Source organism: Rhizobium sp. 05N430 (assembly GCF_056396985.1).
On sequence record NZ_JBFTMO010000005.1, the window covers coordinates 65801 to 83450 of the forward strand.

The window sequence follows — 17650 nt, forward strand, 5'->3', positions numbered from 1 at the left end:
GGTCGTGAGCCGTTGTTGAATAAAATGCTCGAATAGCAGGCGGAGCGCAACGGCCTTCGAAGACCGCGCTTGACCCTGCTCCACATCATTAGGACATGACAGCATGGCGCGCCCGAATATTCTCATCCTCATGGTCGACCAGTTCAACGGCACGCTGTTTCCAGATGGCCCTGCCGATTTCCTGCATGCGCCGCATCTGAAGGCGCTGGCCCAGCGCTCGGTACGCTTCGCCAATACTTATACGGCGAGCCCGCTCTGCGCCCCGGCGCGCGCCTCCTTCATGTCCGGCCAGCTGCCGAGCCGGACGCGCGTCTATGACAACGCCGCCGAATTCGCCTCCGATATTCCGACTTACGCCCATCACCTGCGGGCCGCCGGTTACCAGACTGCGCTATCCGGCAAGATGCATTTCGTCGGCCCGGACCAGCTTCACGGTTTCGAGGAACGGCTGACGACCGATATCTATCCGGCGGACTTCGGCTGGACGCCCGACTATACCAAGCCCGGCGAACGCATCGACTGGTGGTATCACAATCTCGGCTCGGTCACCGGCGCGGGCGTCGCCGAAATCACCAACCAGATGGAATACGATGACGAGGTCGCCTACAACGCGACCCGCAAGCTTTACGACCTGTCACGCCGCCAGGACGACCGGCCCTGGTGCCTGACCGTCAGCTTCACGCATCCGCACGACCCCTATGTCGCCCGGCGCAAGTTCTGGGATCTCTACGAGGATTGCCCGGCGCTCAACCCGGCCGTTGCGCCTCTGCCTTTCGAGGAACTCGATCCGCATTCGCAGCGCCTGCTCGAAGCCTGCGACTACAAGGCGTTCGATATCACGCCCGAGCAGATCCGCCGCGCACGGCAGGGTTACTTCGCCAATATCTCCTATGTCGACGAGAAGATCGGCGAGATCCTCGGCGTGCTTGATCGCAGCCGGATGGCAGACAACACCATCATCCTCTTCGTATCGGACCATGGCGACATGCTGGGCGACCGCGGCCTGTGGTTCAAGATGTGCTTCTTTGATGGCTCTGCCCGCGTGCCGTTGATGATCGCGGCGCCCGGCTGGACCCCGGCCAAGATCGATCGCCCGGTTTCGACGCTCGACGTCACACCGACGCTCGCTGGTCTCGCCGGCCTCGACATCTCGTCGCTGAAGAAATGGACCGACGGCGTGGATCTGGCGCCGCTGGCAACTGGAACTGGCGGCCGCAGCCCGGTACCAATGGAGTATGCTGCGGAAGGGTCGATTGCCCCGCTTGTCGGCATCCGCGACGGCCGCTTCAAGCTTTCGCTTTGCGTCAAGGATCCGGCGATGCTGTACGATCTTGACGCCGATCCACACGAGCTGAACAATCTCGCTGAGAACCCTGACTATGCTGAAGTCCTGGCGTCTCTGAAGGCGCAAGCCGATGCCCGCTGGAATCTTGAAACCTTCGACGCAGCCGTGCGTGAAAGCCAGGCCCGCCGCTGGGTGGTCTATGAAGCACTGCGCAACGGCGCCTATTACCCTTGGGACTATCAGCCGCTGCAGAAGGCATCGGAGCGCTACATGCGCAACCACATGGACCTCAACATTCTTGAAGAGAGCCAGAGGTATCCGCGCGGAGAGTGATTCTTCCGGCCTATTGCAGTGCCTTCGGCAGAGCCGCGGCCACCCGGCGTTCGGCCGGCCAAAGCAAGGCGGCCATGAACAGACTGTAGAGCGTCGCGAGAATGATATAGCCGATGCGCGTGGCGAATGTTTCCGCCGCCGTACCGGGCAGCGGCGATATTCCCGATCCCAGCACCACGAGGAATATCGTCAATGCACCTGCAAACACCTTGGCGGAAGGCCGCGGCAACACCGCACGGCCAGCGAGTATCAGACTTACCGCGAGAATGCTGAGGAACATAAAAAACAGCGAGTGCCGCAGTGTGACGAAACCAAAGACCACACTCGCCGCAGCGCCACCGAATATGTTGACAAGGATTAGGCCGAAGGCCGCTCTTGCGCCCGCAAGGACATCCAGCTGCATCAGCATCGACGCTACGGTAATCGGTATGACCAGCGCTGTGGCGAAGCGATCATTTGTCAGGCAGATGGCGACAGCGCCCAGCAATATCGCTCCGCTTGCCAGCGCCCGGGGTATCGGTCTCTGGTGATGAATAGCGGGCGGCTGACCGCCGCCAGTCAGTCCGCGGTGGGGAAAGGCGGCGTGCGCTGCCCAGCCCCAAACGATACCCTCGACGATGCCCCCCACCAGCAGCGCGAGAACCGAACTGCCGAGGTCGTAGTGCAGCAACGTCAGAAGCGGCAGCATGACGGCCACGACGAGGATCATGAACGGAAGCGCGCCCGCCCTTCCCGTTGCCTGCGCGAGAAAGCAAAGGAAATAGACCGCGCCAAGGAAGGTGAGGATCACCGGCGGATGATCGGCGGTGACCGCCAGGAACATTTGCAAGCCGAGCCCTGTGAGCGTCACAATCAACGCCATGCCGAGTGCCTTGCCGAATGGCATCGGCGTGCGATCCGTCAGCAAGAACTGGACGGCGAAGAGCGCGCCGAGAAACGGGATAACGTCTCCAACGGCAATGGACCAGATAAACGAGAGCGTGGCGGCGAATGCCACGCGAAGACCTTGCGAAGCCTCAGGCGAATGCCACCAGCGATGACCCGATACGGCGTCAGCTGACATAGGTCAGAACCGAGATGATGCGCATCCACAATGCGCCCAGCGCGTTGGTCACCGGATTGTCTCCGGTATAAATCACCACATTCGCCTGAGCGCCGTAGCGAATACCCTTCGGCCGCTCGCCATCGAGAATGAGCCGCACGGGGAAGCTTTGCGGCGTGCGGATCCAGCCGCTCTGATCCGATACTTTCGGCAGGCCCGTATTCGGATCGACATTGCCCTGAGCGACACCGAAACCGACGCTTTCGACATGAGCAGGAAACAGCTTTCCGGGCAGCGCATCGAACAGGATTTCCGCCTTGTTGCCGCTTGCGACGTTCTCGAGGCTGTTCTCCTTGAAGTTGGCCGCTATCCAGATCGTGCCTGCATCGATGAAGGTGACGGCGCTCTGTCCGGTGTTGACAAAGCCACCGACGGACAGCTGAAGATTGGTGACGACGCCATCGGCGGGCGCGAGCACGGTAGTGCGGAGCAGATCGAGCCTGGCCCGCTCCAGCGCTGCAAGAGCGTCCTGTAGCTGCGGGTTATCCTGGCCGGCCGGTCCGAGCTCTTTCTCGGCACTCGCAAGTTCTGCATCAGCCGCAGCTGCTCCCGCCTGCGCCTGCTGAAGCGTGGTCCGCGCCTGGTCCGCCCGTGTCTGCGCGATCACCCCGCGTTTCAGCAAGGCCTCCGAACGGTTGGCCTGTTCCAGCGCGTTGTCGCGTACGGCGCGCGCTTCGACGACTTTCGCCTGGGCGCCATCGAGCGCGGCGATGGAGGCGCCGATCGACTGGCCGACCTTGGCGAGCTGCGCCTCTGCTTGCGCCAGCGCCAGTTCGTATTGCTGCGGATCGATGCGAAACAGCATCTGACCCTTGGTGACCGGGCTGTTGTCGGAAACCGCTACATCCACCACCCGGCCGGAAACTTCAGGCGCGATGCCGACCACATAGGCGTTGACCGTCGCCTGCGCCGTTATTGGCGTCCGGCGCTCCATGAAAACGGAAACCGCGAAGGCGAGGACAAGAAACACGAGGACGCAAATCGCGGCCCGGCGCAACGGGTTTCGCGCACTCACCGGCGCGGCAACGTCCTGCACAGCTCTGTTGTCCTGCTGATCCATTCGCCCCCTCCCGAAATCTCTGCGAGAATGATCAGCTGGCCTGGACGTTTTCAGCGGTGTTTACCGCGCGGGCGGTCCGGACAAACAGGGCGCGGATCTTGCCCCAGAAATTGCCGCCGAGAACGAAGATACTGGCAATCAGCATGAGATCGCCGAGCAGCTGAAATTCCCAGCGGTTCGGGCGAAAATCCGGCCAGATGTTATCGACATAGGGTTCGAACAGCGCGGAAACGAGCGGCAGGCAGAACATCACGAGGCCAATAACATGGCGCACTGGACTGACGATCTCGTCTTTCAGCGATGGCAGATAGCCGCCGAGCGTCCGCTTCAATTCCTGGAAGCCGGCCTTGCCCATCACGGCGATCATTACGACAAGGATGATCTTGTTGCCGACGAAGATGGCGCCCGTCAGCGCCGCGACGCGCGCAGGCGGCATTCCGGACATCGCCAGAACCGGGATTGCAACGACCAGCAGCAACATCAGCGCAAAGAGCGCCATGCCACATTTGAAACGCCAGCCGCCACTCGCAGGCACATTCTCCAGCTCGATATTCGTGCTCACGTTCGCCAGCCCCCCATGGATGAACGATTTACGAATATCTAATGTACATTAGTATGATTGCGCAGTCATCCCAGCATTTCGGCGAGATCACGCCGCCTTGGCGACGTGATATTCCTTGATGGCATCCATCTTGATTGCCGGGAAACGCTCGGCTTCGTAACGCAGCGAAAAGCTGTCCTGCGCCAGGAAAACCGGATCGCCATCGAGATCGCGGGCGATATCGCCGCGCTTGACGGTCAGGAACTTGTCAAGATCGGCGGCCTGCTCCGACGAGACCCAGCGGCAGACCGAGAAGCGCGACATTTCGAAGGAAACCGGCAAGCCATATTCCTGCTGCAGGCGCTCCTTCAAAACGTCGAGCTGCAGAGCGCCGACGACGCCGACGATCGCAGGCGAGCCATCCTCGGGCGAAAACAGCTGCACGACGCCCTCTTCGGCCATCTGCTGCAGGGCTTCCTTCAATTTCTTCGCCTTCATCGCATCCTCGAGACGAACGCGGCGGAGGATTTCCGGCGAGAAGTTCGGTACGCCCTGAAAGACCAGCGGTTCGCCCTCGGTCAGCGTGTCGCCGATGCGCAGCGTGCCGTGGTTCGGAATGCCGACGACATCGCCGGCATAGGCGGTATCGGCCAGCTGGCGCTGCGAGGCGAAGAAGAACTGCGGCGCGGTGAGGCCGAGCTGTTTGCCGGTGCGGGCGAGACGCGCCTTCATGCCGCGTTCCAGCTTGCCGGAGCAGATGCGGGCGAAGGCGATGCGGTCGCGGTGGTTCGGGTCCATGTTCGCCTGGATCTTGAAGACGAAGGCGGTCATCTTGTCTTCGTTGGCATGAACGGTACGTATATCGGCCACCTGGTCACGCGGCGGCGGCGCAAAATCGGCAAGCGCGTTGATCAGATCGCGCACACCCAGATTGCGCAGCGCCGAACCGAAAAAGACCGGCGTCATATGGCCTTCTAGAAATGCCTGGCGATCAAAGGGGCGGCACGCCTCCTTGGCGAGGTCGACCTCGTCGATGAAAGCCGCGCGTTCGTTTTCCGGAAGGCGATCGGCCACGGCCTGCGGGCCATTGACCACGATCGCATCTTCCTTGTCCGATCCGCGCGCCCGGTTTGCGGCGAGGTGGTAAGTGCCGCAGAAGCTCTTCGAGCGGCCGATCGGCCAAGTGACCGGGGCGGTATCCAGTGCCAGCTTTTCCTCGACCTCATCGAGAATTTCGAAGACATCGCGGCTTTCACGGTCCATCTTGTTGATGAAGGTGATGATCGGGATGTCGCGCATGCGGCAGACTTCGAAGAGCTTCAGCGTCCGTGGCTCAATGCCCTTGGCGGCATCGATGACCATGATGGCGGCATCCACCGCCGTAAGGGTGCGGTAGGTATCGTCGGCGAAGTCTTCGTGACCGGGCGTATCGAGAATGTTGAAGACCTTGTCGGCATATTCGAAGGTCATCACCGAAGTGACGACCGAAATGCCGCGCTCGCGCTCGATTTTCATCCAGTCGGAACGCGTCTGGATGCGGTCCTTCTTCGCCTTGACTTCGCCGGCGAGCTGAATGGCGCCGCCGAATAGCAGCAGTTTTTCGGTCAGCGTCGTCTTGCCCGCGTCCGGGTGCGCGATAATAGCGAATGTGCGGCGGCGGGAGACCGCCTCGGCGAGTGTTTCGGCCATCATGTGAATCCTGTGGAATTGCGGGCTATCTAGCGATTTAGGCCGGGCATTGCAATTGACCTTCGGCGGCCGGACGCAAACTAATGCCCGCATGGACATTCAAAACGACCTCCGCCCGAAGCTCAATCTCGTCCGCCTCGCCAATGGCGAAGGGCTGGACCTGCCCTCCTACGAAACCTCAGGGGCTGCCGGGATGGACCTGCGCGCCGCTGTCGATAACGGCGCACCGCTGGTGCTGGCGCCGGGCAAGCGTGCCCTCGTTCCGACGGGCTTCATCTTCGAGGTGCCCGAGGGTTTCGAGGCGCAGATCCGCCCGCGCTCCGGCCTCGCCTTCAAGAACGGCATCACCTGCCTCAACACACCAGGCACCATCGACAGCGATTACCGCGGCGAGGTGAAGGTACTGCTGATCAATCTCGGCGAGGAGCCTTTCGAGATCAGCCGCGGCATGCGGATCGCCCAGATGGTCATTGCGCCGGTCACCCAGGTGCGCGTTGCCGAGATCACCGAGACGAGCACAACCGCACGCGGCGCCGGTGGTTTCGGCTCCACCGGCGTATGAGCGCAGCGCCTGACACAACAGGTCTGACCTTCCGGCAGGATTACGTTGCGGACCACGCCGCCTGGCGGGCGCTGGTTTCGCTTCTCCACGACACATTCGGCATCGATATCGGCCCCCTGATGGAGCTCGGTGGTCCTGATCCATCGAGCATGCCGTTTGGCTGGTTTGCCGAAGACGGGACGCTGGCCGCCAATCTCTCGGCCTTCGCCATGCCTATCATCGTCAACGGCCGCCGGATCAATGCAGCCGGCCTGCAATCCGGCGCAGTAAGGCCGCCCTGGCGCGGTCGTGGCCTTTATCGAGATGTGACGAAGAAGGCGCTCGACTGGTGCTCGGACCACGTCTTCGAGGCGATCGTGCTCTATACGGACAAGCCGGCGCTCTATGAGCCCTACGGCTTCCAGACATTACCGATGCACAGCTTCGGGAGTGATGCGCCGAAACCGGATGGCGCCGCTGACGCAAGGACGCTCGATCCCCGGGTCGCCGCTGACCTCGCCTTGCTCCAGGATTTGCTGGCGCGGCGGGAGCCGGTGTCCGACACGCTGGCCGTCATCAGCAGTCCGGCGATGTTTCTGATCAATACGCAACTCGGTCCCGATGTGCGGCTGACGTTCATCGAGAAGCTCAATGCGGTCATTGCCTGGAAGCTCGATGGCGAGCGCTTTATTCTGCTCGATGTGCTCGCGTCCTCGATCCCTTCCCTCGCTGCCATTCTTGGCGGGCTCGGCATCAAGCCTTCACGCGCCGAAATCCTGTTCAGGCCCGATAAGCTTGGCTGGAACGGCGCGCCGCTGCCGTCTTCTTCGTACGGGACGCATTTCATGATCCGCGGACTGGACGGCCTCGATCTGCAGGGCCCTGCCATGCTCTCGCCGATGGCGGATTTCTGATCAAACCGGCGGCAGTCGGCGCTTGACCGGCGACGACTTGATCATCGACGTGTTGGTTTCGGCGCGCTCCGCAATCTTGTCGAGGATGCCATCGAGCTCTCCCATCGAGCGCACGACGAGGCGGGCGATGAAGCAGTCGTCGCCCGTCACCTTGTCGCATTCGATGAATTCAGGGGTTTCCTGGATCAGCTTCTCGACGATATGCAGCTGCCCCGGCAACGGGCGGACGCGGACGATCGCCTGCAGCGGATAGCCGAGTGCCGCCGGATCGATATCGATGGTGAAAGCCCTGATGATGCCGCGCTCCTCCAGCCGGCGCAGGCGCTCGGCGGCACTCGGTGAAGACATGCCGGCGGCTTGGGCGAGTTCCTTCAGCGAAAGGCGTGCATTGACGGCGAGTGCATCCAGCAGCTTCTGGTCCGTTTCGTCGATTCTGTCGTAATTAGTCACAAAACTCCTTTCACCTAAAATTATTAGGCAGAACGCTTCCGTTCTGCTTCGCAAGATATAGAGACGGCAGCGGTTGCGCAATAATCTGCGCCTCCATCACGGGAGAGTTGCGATGCAGAGCGAGATCAGACGGGGAAGCGCGGAAATGACGGCGGCAATGCTGATTTCGGGCAGCATCGGCTGGTTTGTTATCATGTCAGGGCAGCCGGTTGACAATGTCGTTTTCTGGCGTTGCCTGTTCGGGGCCATTAGCCTGCTTGTCATCTGCGCGGTGCTCGGGCTTCTGAATCCTCGCCTGCTGTCGCTGAAGAGCTTCGGCATCGCCGTTTTCGGTGGCATCGCCATCGTGCTGAACTGGCTGATGCTTTTTGCGTCCTATTCGCATGCGTCGATCTCGATCGCCACCACGGTCTACAATACCCAGCCCTTCATGCTGCTGGCGCTGGGGGCGGCCTTTCTCGGCGAGAAGATCACCGGCACGAAGCTGTTCTGGCTCGGGCTCGCCTTCGCGGGCATGCTGACGATCGTCGAGGCCAAGCCGGATAGCGGCCCGATCAGCGGCAGCTACGGCATGGGAATCGCGCTGGCGCTCGGAGCCGCCTTCTTCTACGCGCTGGCGGCGCTGGCAGCCAAATGGCTGAAAGGCACGCCACCGCATCTGATCGCCCTCATCCAGGTTTCGACCGGCATTCTGATGCTGGCGCCCTTTGCCGATTTTTCCGCCATGCCTACGGCGGCGGGGACTTGGTCGCTGCTGGTGACCATGGGTGTCGTCCATACCGGGCTGATGTATGTGCTGCTCTATGGCGCGATCCAGAAGCTGCCGACCCATCTCACCGGTGCGCTGTCCTTCATCTATCCGATTATCGCAATCGCAGTTGATCGCATCGCCTTCGGCCACGCGCTACAGCCTCTGCAGGTAGTGGGAGCGGCGATCATTCTGCTTGCCGCTGCGGGCATGAATCTCGGCTGGACGCCTGGGCGCTTTCTGCGCGCGGTCAGAAGCTGACCTCAGCGGCCTTTGACAATCCGACGCCGTGAGAGCCGGCGCCGAATCCCCACAGAACCATGTTGTGATGTGCGATGATCTGCTCGAAGCCGAGTGCGCCGATATCGCCGCTCATGTGACCGTCGGCGATCAACGTCACATCGAAGCCGAGGGAGACGGCGCGGCGAACCGACGTGTCGATGCAGAAGGGCGTGACGCAGCCGCCGATGACGAGATGGGTGATGCCGCGCCTGCGCAGCTCGGCTTCCAGCGGCGTCTCGAAGAAGGCATCGCAAGCCTGCTTGTTGATCAGCAGCTCGCCGGGCGCAGGCACCACTTCCGCCCTGATTTCCCAGCCCTTGCTACCCTTGGCAATCGGATCGCCTTCGGCTTCGTCATGCTGGACGATGATAACAGGGACAGCTTCCGATCGCGCTTTTGCGAGCACGGCTGCGAGCCGCCTGGTCACCGCATCGTAGGCTTCCTGGATCGCCGGTGCACGCTCTTTCGCACCCATGCCTTCCAGCACGGCATTCTGGACATCGATCAGCAGCAAGGCCTTGGACATTTCATCCCCCGTGACGTCATTTTCGAAGTCGCTTGAAAGCCATTTCGCACGGACGTAAATAGGCGGCAATCAGGGAGAGACAAATGACGATTGCAGCGCTCATTGCCTATAGCGGCGCACTGTTCATTGCAGCAGCCATTCCGGGACCGGGTATCACGGCGATCGTGGCGCGGGCGCTGGGCTCGAACTTCCGCGAGACCTTCTTCATGGGTCTCGGCCTGGTGCTGGGTGACATGACCTATCTGACGGCGGTCATCCTCGGCCTCGCCTTCGTGGCGCAGACCTTCACCGAGATCTTCCTGGTAATCAAGTTCGCTGGCGTGATCTATCTCTGCTACATCGCCTACAAGCTCTGGACATCGGGGCTTCTGCCGCAGGATATCTCAGCGCGCAAATCGAGCAGCATGGGCATGTCTTTTCTTTCGGGCCTGCTCGTAACCCTCGGCAATCCGAAAACGATGCTCTTCTATGTGGCATTGGTGCCGACGCTGATCGATATCCATACCATCGGCCTGCGCGAATATCGCCTGCTGCTGGCCGCGACCTTCATCGTCCTGCTCACGGTGCTGATCCCCTATATGCTGCTGGCAACCCGTGCCCGCAGCATGCTGAAGCAGCCGCGCGCATTGCAGGCCCTGAACCGGACGGCGGCCGGCATTCTGGCGGGCACCGCAGCCTTTATCGCCACCCGCGCGGCCTGAAAAATTCATCCGTCAAACGGCGGTTTTCAAAGGATTTTTTCTCTGGCTTGCCACTCCTGCGCGTGAGGCCGGTCTGGTCTGATGCCCGCTTTGACCCTATTCTCTGCGCAACACACTTCAAGGGAGAGCACTCATGTCGAAGAAACCGGGCCGCGGCCGCATCTACTCGTCGATCACCGAAACCATCGGCGATACGCCGATCGTGCGCCTCGACAAGCTTGCCAAGGAAAAGGGCGTGAAGGCCAACCTGCTGGCAAAGCTCGAGTTCTTCAACCCGATCGCCTCGGTTAAAGACCGTATCGGCGTGGCGATGATCGAGAGCCTGGAAGCGCAGGGCAAGATCTCGCCCGGCAAGACGACGCTGATCGAGCCGACCTCCGGCAACACCGGCATCGCTCTGGCCTTCGCCGCCGCCGCCAAGGGCTACAAGCTGATCCTGACGATGCCGGAAACCATGTCCGTCGAGCGCCGCAAGATGCTGGCGCTGCTTGGCGCCGAACTGGTGCTGACCGAGGGACCGAAGGGGATGAAGGGCGCGATCGCCAAGGCCGAGGAACTGGCTTCGACGCTGCCTGACGCGATCATTCCGCAGCAGTTCGAAAACCCGGCCAACCCTGAAATCCATCGCAAGACGACGGCCGAGGAAATCTGGAACGATACCGACGGCGCCGTCGACATTTTCGTTTCCGGCATCGGCACCGGTGGCACGATTACCGGCGCCGGACAGGTGCTGAAGTCGAAGAAGCCCGGCATCAAGGTGATCGCCGTCGAGCCGGAAGAATCGCCGGTTCTCTCCGGCGGTCAACCCGGCCCGCACAAGATCCAGGGCATCGGCGCCGGCTTTGCGCCCGCCATTCTCGACACCAAGATCTATGACGAGGTCGTTACCGTCAACAGCGCATTGGCCATGGAAACCGCCCGTCTGGTTGCCAGGCTCGAGGGCGTGCCGGTCGGCATCTCGTCCGGTGCGGCACTTGCCGCCGCCATCAAGGTCGGTAGCCGCGAGGAAAATGCCGGCAAGACCATCGTGGTGATCATCCCGTCCTTTGCCGAGCGCTATCTTTCGACGGCGCTATTTGATGGGCTCGGGAGCTGATCAGCGAATAGCGAATAGCGAATAGCGAATAGCGAATAGCGAATAGCGAATAGCGAATAGCGAATAGCGAAGCTTGCTCGGCCCTAGGTGCTCAGCAAGCTTTTCTTTTTCTATTCGCTATTCGCTTCTCACTATTCGCTTCCCTCTCATGCTGCAGCCGTCAGCCGCTCGCCCGCGATCCGATAGGAGATCGCTTCAGCCAGATGGATACGGCCAACCGTTGTCTTTCCATCGAGATCGGCGAGCGTGCGCGCGACTTTCAGAACGCGATGATAGCCGCGGGCGGAGAAGCGCATCTTCTCGGCCGCATCCCGCAACAGCTGCAAGCCGCCGGCATCCGGTTCGGCGTATTTCTCGATGAGCGCCGTCGAGCAGCGCGCGTTGGTGACGATGCCGCCGAGGCCCGCAGCGATGAACCGGTCGGCCTGCAAGTCTCGCGCCCGCGCAACGCGGGCCGCCACCGCGCTGCTCGCTTCAGCCGGCATCGGCCGGATCAGGTCGGTCGCGGCCACAGCCGGCACGTCGATGCGGATATCGATCCGATCCATCAACGGGCCGGAAATCCGCCCCTGATAGTCGGACTGGCAGCGAGGACCGCGGGCGCAGCTGTGGCCGGGCTCTCCGGCCATGCCGCAGCGGCAGGGGTTCATGGCGGCGACCAGCTGGATACTGGCCGGATAGGAGACCCGGTGATTGGCGCGGGCGATGATGCATTCGCCGGTCTCCAGCGGCTGACGCAATGCATCGAGCGCCTGCGGCGAGAATTCCGGAAACTCATCGAGAAAGAGCACGCCATGATGGGCAAGCGACGCCTCGCCGGGCCTTGCCCGCAAACCGCCGCCGACCATCGCGGCCATGGTTGCCGAGTGATGCGGGGTACGGAATGGACGCCGATCGGACAGCTTGCCGCCGGAGAGCTGCCCGGCGATCGAGTGGATCATCGACACTTCGAGAAGCTCGGCAGCCGAAAGCGGCGGTAGAATCGATGGCAGCCGCGCTGCGAGCATCGATTTGCCCGAGCCGGGAGGCCCAACCATCAGCAAATTATGATTTCCGGCAGCGGCGACCTCTAGGGCGCGCTTAGCGCTCTCCTGTCCTTTGATATCAGCAAGATCAGGCAGGTTGGCAGCGTTGGCGCGGATCGACGGCTCGGGGCGCGACAGAACCTGCGTGCCGCGGAAATGATTGGCGAGAGCGATCAGGCTTCTCGGCGCCAGTATATCAAGGCCGGTCCCGGCCCAGGCCGCTTCCGGGCCGCTGTCGGCCGGGCAGATCAGGCCTTTACCAAGGCCATTGGCTCCGATCGCCGCCGGAAGCGCGCCGGCAACCGGGGCAATCGTGCCATCCAGATTGAGTTCACCAAGCACGACATAATCCGCGAGCGCATCGCCGGGAATGGCGCCGAGCGCCGCCATCAGGCCGAGCGCGATCGGCAGATCGAAATGCGAGCCTTCCTTCGGAAGATCGGCAGGTGCCAGATTGACGGTGACCCGCTTGGCCGGAAGCGCCAGCCCCGACGCATGAAGGGCCGCCTGAACCCGCTCGCGGCTTTCCGCTACGGCCTTGTCGGGAAGACCGACGATCTGCATGCCGACCTTGCCCGGAGCGACCATCACCTGGACTTCGACCGGCACACCTTCAATGCCCTGAAATGCAACCGTACTGACGCGCGCGACCATGCCCCTGCCCCCGCAACCAACTACATCGCGTTTTACGACCCATCATGGCCGTCAATTGCAATCTGGCATGGAAAACAGAATAAAACAAGAACAATAAACGAACAGATTCCCGCACCCGCTGCGTTCAGGTTGCAGCGGGTTGTATCGGCTCATCAAAATGAGAACAAAACACCCGTTTTAGGTACGCTTGCGCTCGATGGCATCCCAGAGAAGGCTGGCAATATCGGCGCCACCGAACTTTGCGACCTCGCGCAATCCGGTCGGAGAGGTGACGTTGATCTCCGTCATGTAGTCACCGATGACGTCGATGCCGACGAGCAGGAAGCCGCGCTCCTTCAGAGCCGGGCCGATGCGCTTGCAGATTTCCTTCTCGCGCGCCGTCAGCTCGGTCGCCTCGGCGCGGCCGCCGACATGCATGTTGGAGCGGCTGTCATGCTCGGCCGGAACACGGTTGATCGCACCGACAGGCTCGCCATCGACAAGGATGATCCGCTTGTCGCCCTTGCGCACATCGGGCAGGTATTGCTGGGCGATGAAAGGCTCGCGGAACAGCTGGCCGAACATTTCGAGCAGCGAGGAGAGATTGCGGTCGTCCTTGGTCGAATGGAAGACACCGGCGCCGCCATTGCCGTAGAGCGGCTTGAGGATGATATCGCCCATTTCATCGCGGAAGCGGCGGATTTCGGTGGCATCCTTGGTGATCAGCGTCTTCGGCATCAGATCGGCGAACTCGGTGACGAAGATCTTTTCCGGCGAATTGCGGACCCACGCCGGATCGTTGACGACGAGCGTCTTCGGGTGGATGCGCTCGAGCAGATGCGTCGAGGTGATATAGGCCATGTCGAAGGGCGGATCCTGACGCAGCAGGACGACATCCATGGTCGAGAGATCGATGCGCTCGGGCGCGCCGAGCTTGAAATGGTCGCCCTTGACGTCGCGAAGGATCATCGGCTCGACAGAGGCGAAGACCTGACCATCGCGGAAACTCAGCCGATCAGGCGTGTAGTGAAAGAGCTTGTAGCCCCGGGTCTGCGCCTCAAGGCTCATGGCGAAGGTGGAATCGCCTGCGATGTTGATGCCCGAAACATGGTCCATCTGGACCGCTACGTTCTTGATCTTGGCCATTTCCGTCCCTCACTGAATGCCGGACAGATGTAGGTCGCAAGACGGCTGAACGCAACGGCCAATCAATGGCTTCGTGATATCGCGATCAAGGTTTCTTCAGGCCGCGAGGCCCTGCTGTCCGGTGTTGCGCAGCATGTTGCGGAGGCGGTAGGCGAGCGCCACCGGCTTCGGGAAAGGCTTGCGCAGAAAGGCAACCTTGCGGACGTAATTATCGACCCGCCAGCTGGCCCAGGTGCCGCCGGCAAAGAAGGCGACGTCGCCGGCGCGGAGTGTGCGCTCGGTGCCGTCTTCGGCGGTGATATGGACCTCGCCTTCGATTATCATCACCGTCTCGTCCCAGCCGAAGAACCAGCGGAACTCGCCTGCCGTACAATCCCAGATCGCCGTCAGGGAGGCTTCGTCATGGCCGCGCGAGTGCTCTGCGGTGCGGGCCTGCGGGTCACCGCTGACCACCCAGTCCGGATTGATCGGCGTCGACTTCATCGGCAGATGGTCGCTCGAATGCGCGATGAAGGATTTGCCGCGCGGCATCGCTACAGCATACGGCACCGTGCGCGCAGCCATTGCGACCGCACTTGCAAGCATAAGCTTCCAGGCCATGAAACACCCCGTTTGCTACCCCAATGTTCGCGGAATAACAGACAAGTCGTAAGAGAGGCGTTCAAGCAGCCGCTAAAATTTTAACGGATCCTGACGAAGCCTAGTGGACTGGCTCGGCGACGACCAGCGCGCTTGTGCTGGCCGCGACGCCGGCACCGATCCGCTTGCCGCTATCGGCTGCGAAGAAGTGAAGCTTTTCGGGAGAGATGACGAAGCGCATTTCACTGGCGATCGGCGTTTCCGGCGAGACGACCGCAGTCAGCTGCTGATCGCCGAGCATACCGTGGACGAGGCGCTGCGAGCCCAGTTCCTCGACATATTCGACGGCGAGCGGCATGGCATATTCGTCCGGGTGCGCGAGACGCAGGTCCTCAGCACGCATGCCGATGGTAACAGGGCCGGAGGCCGGAGCGTTGCCTGCGAGGTCGATCAGGCTAGGGCCGATTGCCAGCTTGTCGCCATGCAGTTCGGCCTTCAGGAGGTTCATGGCCGGTGAGCCGATGAAGCTGGCGACGAAGGTGGAGGCCGGGGTGTGGTAGACGTCGAGCGGCGCGCCGATCTGTTCGATCTCGCCGCCATTCAGGACGACGAGGCGGTCCGCCAGCGTCATCGCTTCCAGCTGGTCGTGGGTGACATAGATCGAGGTGGTGCCGAGACGGCGCTGCAGACGCTTGATCTCGCCACGCATCGAGACGCGCAGCTTGGCATCGAGGTTTGACAGCGGCTCGTCGAAGAGGAAGACGGCAGGCTTGCGAACGATGGCGCGGCCCATGGCGACGCGCTGGCGCTGACCGCCCGAGAGAGCCTTCGGCTTGCGCTCCAGATATTGCTCGATCTGCAGCATGCGGGCGGCTTCGGCCACGCGGGCGTCGATCTCCGCCCGAGGCGTCTTGCGGTTCTTCAGACCGTATTCGAGGTTCTGGCGGACGGACATATGCGGGTAAAGCGCATAGTTCTGAAATACCATAGCGATGTCGCGATCGGCCGGCTCGACATTATTGACGACGCGGTTGCCGATCTTCACCTGTCCCTCGGAAATGCTCTCCAGGCCGGCGATCATGCGCAGCAGTGTGGACTTGCCGCAGCCGGACGGGCCGACGAGGACGATGAACTCGCCGTCCCTGATGTTGATGCCGACACCCGAGACGGCCTTGACGCCGCCCTGATAGATCTTGCCGACGCCTTCTACATCGATAGAGGCCATTGTCATTTCTCCGTTTCGACCAGGCCTTTGACGAAAAGGCGCTGCATGACGATGATGATGAGAACCGGCGGCAGGGCGGCGAGGATGACGCCTGCCATCACGAGGTTCCATTGGGTGTCGCCGTCCAGTACCGAAGCCAAGCGCTTGATGCCCATGACCGCGGTGTAATAGCCGGGATCGGTGGTGATCAGCATCGGCCAGAGATACTGGTTCCAGCCATAGATGAAGAGGATGATGAACAGCGCCGCGATATTGGTGCGCGACAGCGGCAGCAGGATATCCCGAAAGAATTTCATGGCGCCTGCGCCATCGACTCGGGCCGCCTCCATCAGCTCTTCCGGGATGGTCAGGAAGAACTGGCGGAACAGGAAGGTCGCGGTCGCCGAGGCGATCAGCGGGATGACGAGGCCCGGATAGGAATTCAGCATGCCGAGATCGGCGACCACCTTGTAGGTCGGCAGGATGCGGACCTCGACCGGCAGCATCAGCGTCAGGAAGATGATCCAGAAGGCCACCATGCGCAGCGGAAAGCGGAAATAGACGATGGCAAAGGCGGAGATGATCGAGATGGCGATCTTGCCGACCGCGATCATGACAGCCATCAGCAGGCTGTTTGCCAGCATCAGCGCGAAAGGCGGCGCACCGGCCACAGAATTCCCGGCGCTGAGCAGCTGGTCGAAATTGGTGATCAGCTGATCGCCGGGAAGCAGTGGCATGAGGCCGCTCATGAAGTCGGTCGGGCCATGGGTGGCGGCGATGAAGGCGAGGTAGACGGGGAAGACCACCGTGACGACGCCGACGATCAGGATGAAATGTGTCAAAAAGTTCAGAAAGGGACGGTTCTCGATCATCGCACGGGCCTCAATACTGGACTTTTTTCTCGATCCAGCGGAACTGGATGACGGTCAGGGCGACAACGATGAGCATCAGCACCACCGACTGCGCCGCCGAAGGGCCAAGGTTCAGGCCGACGAAACCGTCGGCATAGACCTTGTAGACGAGCGTATTCGTCGATTGCGACGGGCCGCCTGACGTCGTGGAATCGACGATCGGGAAGGTGTCGAACAGCGCATAGGTGACGTTGATGACCGCCAGGAAGAAGGTGGTCGGTGAGATCAGCGGGAAGACCACCGTCCAGAACCGTTTGAACGGTCCGGCGCCATCGATCGATGCAGCCTCGATGACGGACTGCGGGACGGATTGCAGGCCTGCGATGAAGAACAGGAAATTGTAGGAAATCTGCTTCCAGGCCGAGGCGATGACGACGAGGATCATCGCGTCATTGCCGTCGAGGCGGTGGTTCCAGTCATAGCCGAACTGGCGAAGGATATAGGGCAGGATGCCGATGCTGGGGTTGAACATGAACCACCAGAGCAGGCCGGCAGCGGCAGGCGCCACGGCATAGGGCCAGACGAGCAGCGTCGTATAGATGCGGCCGCTCTTCAGAACGCGATTGACGCAGACAGCAAAGAGCAGTGACAGACCCATCGACAGAACGGTGACGGAGACCGAGAAGATCAGCGTCACCCACAGCGCGTTCATATAGTCGGTGCTGCCGAAGAGCTTGGTATAATTGGCGAACCAGACAAAGGTGGTCTTCATGCCGAAGGGGTCTTCGCGCAGGAAGGACTGCCGGAAGGCCTGAAAGGCCGGCCAGATGAAGAAGACCAGGGTGACTGCGAGCTGCGGCGCCAGAAGAAAATATGGCAGGACGCGGTTCGAGAAGATTGTGCGCTTTGTCTGCATGGCTCGCCCGATATGGAAAGGCCCTCCC

General features: G+C 61.6%; 18 protein-coding genes. 6 read left to right on the forward strand and 12 right to left on the reverse strand.

What is annotated here, in order from left to right:
- The first annotated feature begins 103 nt into the window (after positions 1-103).
- On the forward strand, positions 104-1618 hold the full coding sequence (betC, locus tag AC1DJO_RS13000) for a choline-sulfatase (RefSeq protein WP_477970938.1): 1515 nt from the start codon (positions 104-106) through the stop codon (positions 1616-1618).
- Positions 1619-1628: 10 nt separating this feature from the next.
- On the opposite strand, the gene AC1DJO_RS13005 is transcribed toward betC, so the two are convergent.
- The 4 genes from AC1DJO_RS13005 to AC1DJO_RS13020 form a co-directional block, all read right to left on the reverse strand.
- Positions 1629-2615 (reverse strand): DUF2955 domain-containing protein, encoded by a 987-nt coding sequence (locus tag AC1DJO_RS13005; protein ID WP_477970940.1) that lies wholly within the window; start codon positions 2613-2615, stop codon positions 1629-1631.
- A 55-nt stretch (positions 2616-2670) separates the two neighbouring features.
- Positions 2671-3780: an HlyD family secretion protein gene (locus tag AC1DJO_RS13010; protein WP_477970942.1), complete on the reverse strand. Its 1110-nt coding sequence runs from the start codon at positions 3778-3780 to the stop codon at positions 2671-2673.
- 31 nt (positions 3781-3811) lie between these two features.
- Positions 3812-4342, reverse strand: coding sequence for a transporter suffix domain-containing protein (locus AC1DJO_RS13015; RefSeq protein WP_477970944.1), 531 nt, complete (start codon positions 4340-4342; stop codon positions 3812-3814).
- Between the two features lie 87 nt (positions 4343-4429).
- The gene (locus AC1DJO_RS13020) at positions 4430-6010 is read right to left on the reverse strand and encodes a peptide chain release factor 3 (protein ID WP_477970946.1); all 1581 of its coding nucleotides are present in this window, start codon (positions 6008-6010) and stop codon (positions 4430-4432) included.
- Between the two features lie 91 nt (positions 6011-6101).
- Here AC1DJO_RS13020 and dut point away from each other — a divergent pair, with 91 nt between their 5' ends.
- Together dut and AC1DJO_RS13030 are read left to right on the forward strand one after the other, a co-directional pair.
- The gene (gene dut, locus AC1DJO_RS13025; RefSeq protein ID WP_112514148.1) at positions 6102-6572 is read left to right on the forward strand and encodes a dUTP diphosphatase; all 471 of its coding nucleotides are present in this window, start codon (positions 6102-6104) and stop codon (positions 6570-6572) included.
- Positions 6569-7465, forward strand: a complete 897-nt coding sequence (locus AC1DJO_RS13030; protein WP_477970948.1) for a GNAT family N-acetyltransferase — start codon at positions 6569-6571, stop codon at positions 7463-7465. The genes dut and AC1DJO_RS13030 overlap by 4 nt, the downstream gene beginning before the upstream one ends.
- Here AC1DJO_RS13030 and AC1DJO_RS13035 read toward each other — a convergent pair whose 3' ends face one another.
- A complete protein-coding gene (locus AC1DJO_RS13035; RefSeq protein WP_477970950.1) occupies positions 7466-7915 on the reverse strand; it encodes an Lrp/AsnC family transcriptional regulator in 450 nt (149 codons plus the stop codon).
- 112 nt (positions 7916-8027) lie between these two features.
- Here AC1DJO_RS13035 and AC1DJO_RS13040 point away from each other — a divergent pair, with 112 nt between their 5' ends.
- Positions 8028-8924 carry a DMT family transporter gene (locus AC1DJO_RS13040; RefSeq protein ID WP_477970952.1) on the forward strand — a complete coding sequence of 299 codons (897 nt, stop codon included), beginning with the start codon at positions 8028-8030 and terminating at the stop codon, positions 8922-8924.
- On the opposite strand, the gene AC1DJO_RS13045 is transcribed toward AC1DJO_RS13040, so the two are convergent.
- Positions 8914-9471 carry a cysteine hydrolase family protein gene (locus AC1DJO_RS13045; protein WP_477970954.1) on the reverse strand — a complete coding sequence of 186 codons (558 nt, stop codon included), beginning with the start codon at positions 9469-9471 and terminating at the stop codon, positions 8914-8916. The genes AC1DJO_RS13040 and AC1DJO_RS13045 overlap by 11 nt on opposite strands.
- Before the next feature lie 83 nt (positions 9472-9554).
- On the opposite strand from AC1DJO_RS13045, the gene AC1DJO_RS13050 reads away from it, so the two are divergent.
- Both AC1DJO_RS13050 and cysK read left to right on the forward strand, forming a co-directional pair.
- Entirely contained in the window at positions 9555-10172 is a 618-nt protein-coding gene (locus AC1DJO_RS13050; RefSeq protein WP_477970956.1) for a LysE family translocator, read from the forward strand.
- Between the two features lie 133 nt (positions 10173-10305).
- Entirely contained in the window at positions 10306-11268 is a 963-nt protein-coding gene (cysK, locus tag AC1DJO_RS13055) for a cysteine synthase A (protein ID WP_477970958.1), read from the forward strand.
- 146 nt (positions 11269-11414) lie between these two features.
- On the opposite strand, the gene AC1DJO_RS13060 is transcribed toward cysK, so the two are convergent.
- From AC1DJO_RS13060 to ugpA, 6 genes are all read right to left on the reverse strand, one after another.
- Positions 11415-12947 (reverse strand): YifB family Mg chelatase-like AAA ATPase, encoded by a 1533-nt coding sequence (locus AC1DJO_RS13060; RefSeq protein WP_477970960.1) that lies wholly within the window; start codon positions 12945-12947, stop codon positions 11415-11417.
- 177 nt (positions 12948-13124) lie between these two features.
- Positions 13125-14072, reverse strand: coding sequence for a glutathione synthase (gene gshB / locus AC1DJO_RS13065; protein ID WP_477970962.1), 948 nt, complete (start codon positions 14070-14072; stop codon positions 13125-13127).
- Positions 14073-14168: 96 nt separating this feature from the next.
- On the reverse strand, positions 14169-14672 hold the full coding sequence (locus AC1DJO_RS13070) for a cupin domain-containing protein (protein WP_112385190.1): 504 nt from the start codon (positions 14670-14672) through the stop codon (positions 14169-14171).
- A 100-nt stretch (positions 14673-14772) separates the two neighbouring features.
- Complete coding sequence (locus AC1DJO_RS13075) at positions 14773-15876, reverse strand: sn-glycerol-3-phosphate import ATP-binding protein UgpC (protein WP_477970964.1); 1104 nt, start codon at positions 15874-15876, stop codon at positions 14773-14775.
- Between the two features lie 2 nt (positions 15877-15878).
- Entirely contained in the window at positions 15879-16727 is an 849-nt protein-coding gene (gene ugpE / locus AC1DJO_RS13080) for a sn-glycerol-3-phosphate ABC transporter permease UgpE (RefSeq protein ID WP_477970966.1), read from the reverse strand.
- A 10-nt stretch (positions 16728-16737) separates the two neighbouring features.
- Complete coding sequence (ugpA, locus tag AC1DJO_RS13085; RefSeq protein WP_477970968.1) at positions 16738-17622, reverse strand: sn-glycerol-3-phosphate ABC transporter permease UgpA; 885 nt, start codon at positions 17620-17622, stop codon at positions 16738-16740.
- Positions 17623-17650: the final 28 nt, after the last annotated feature.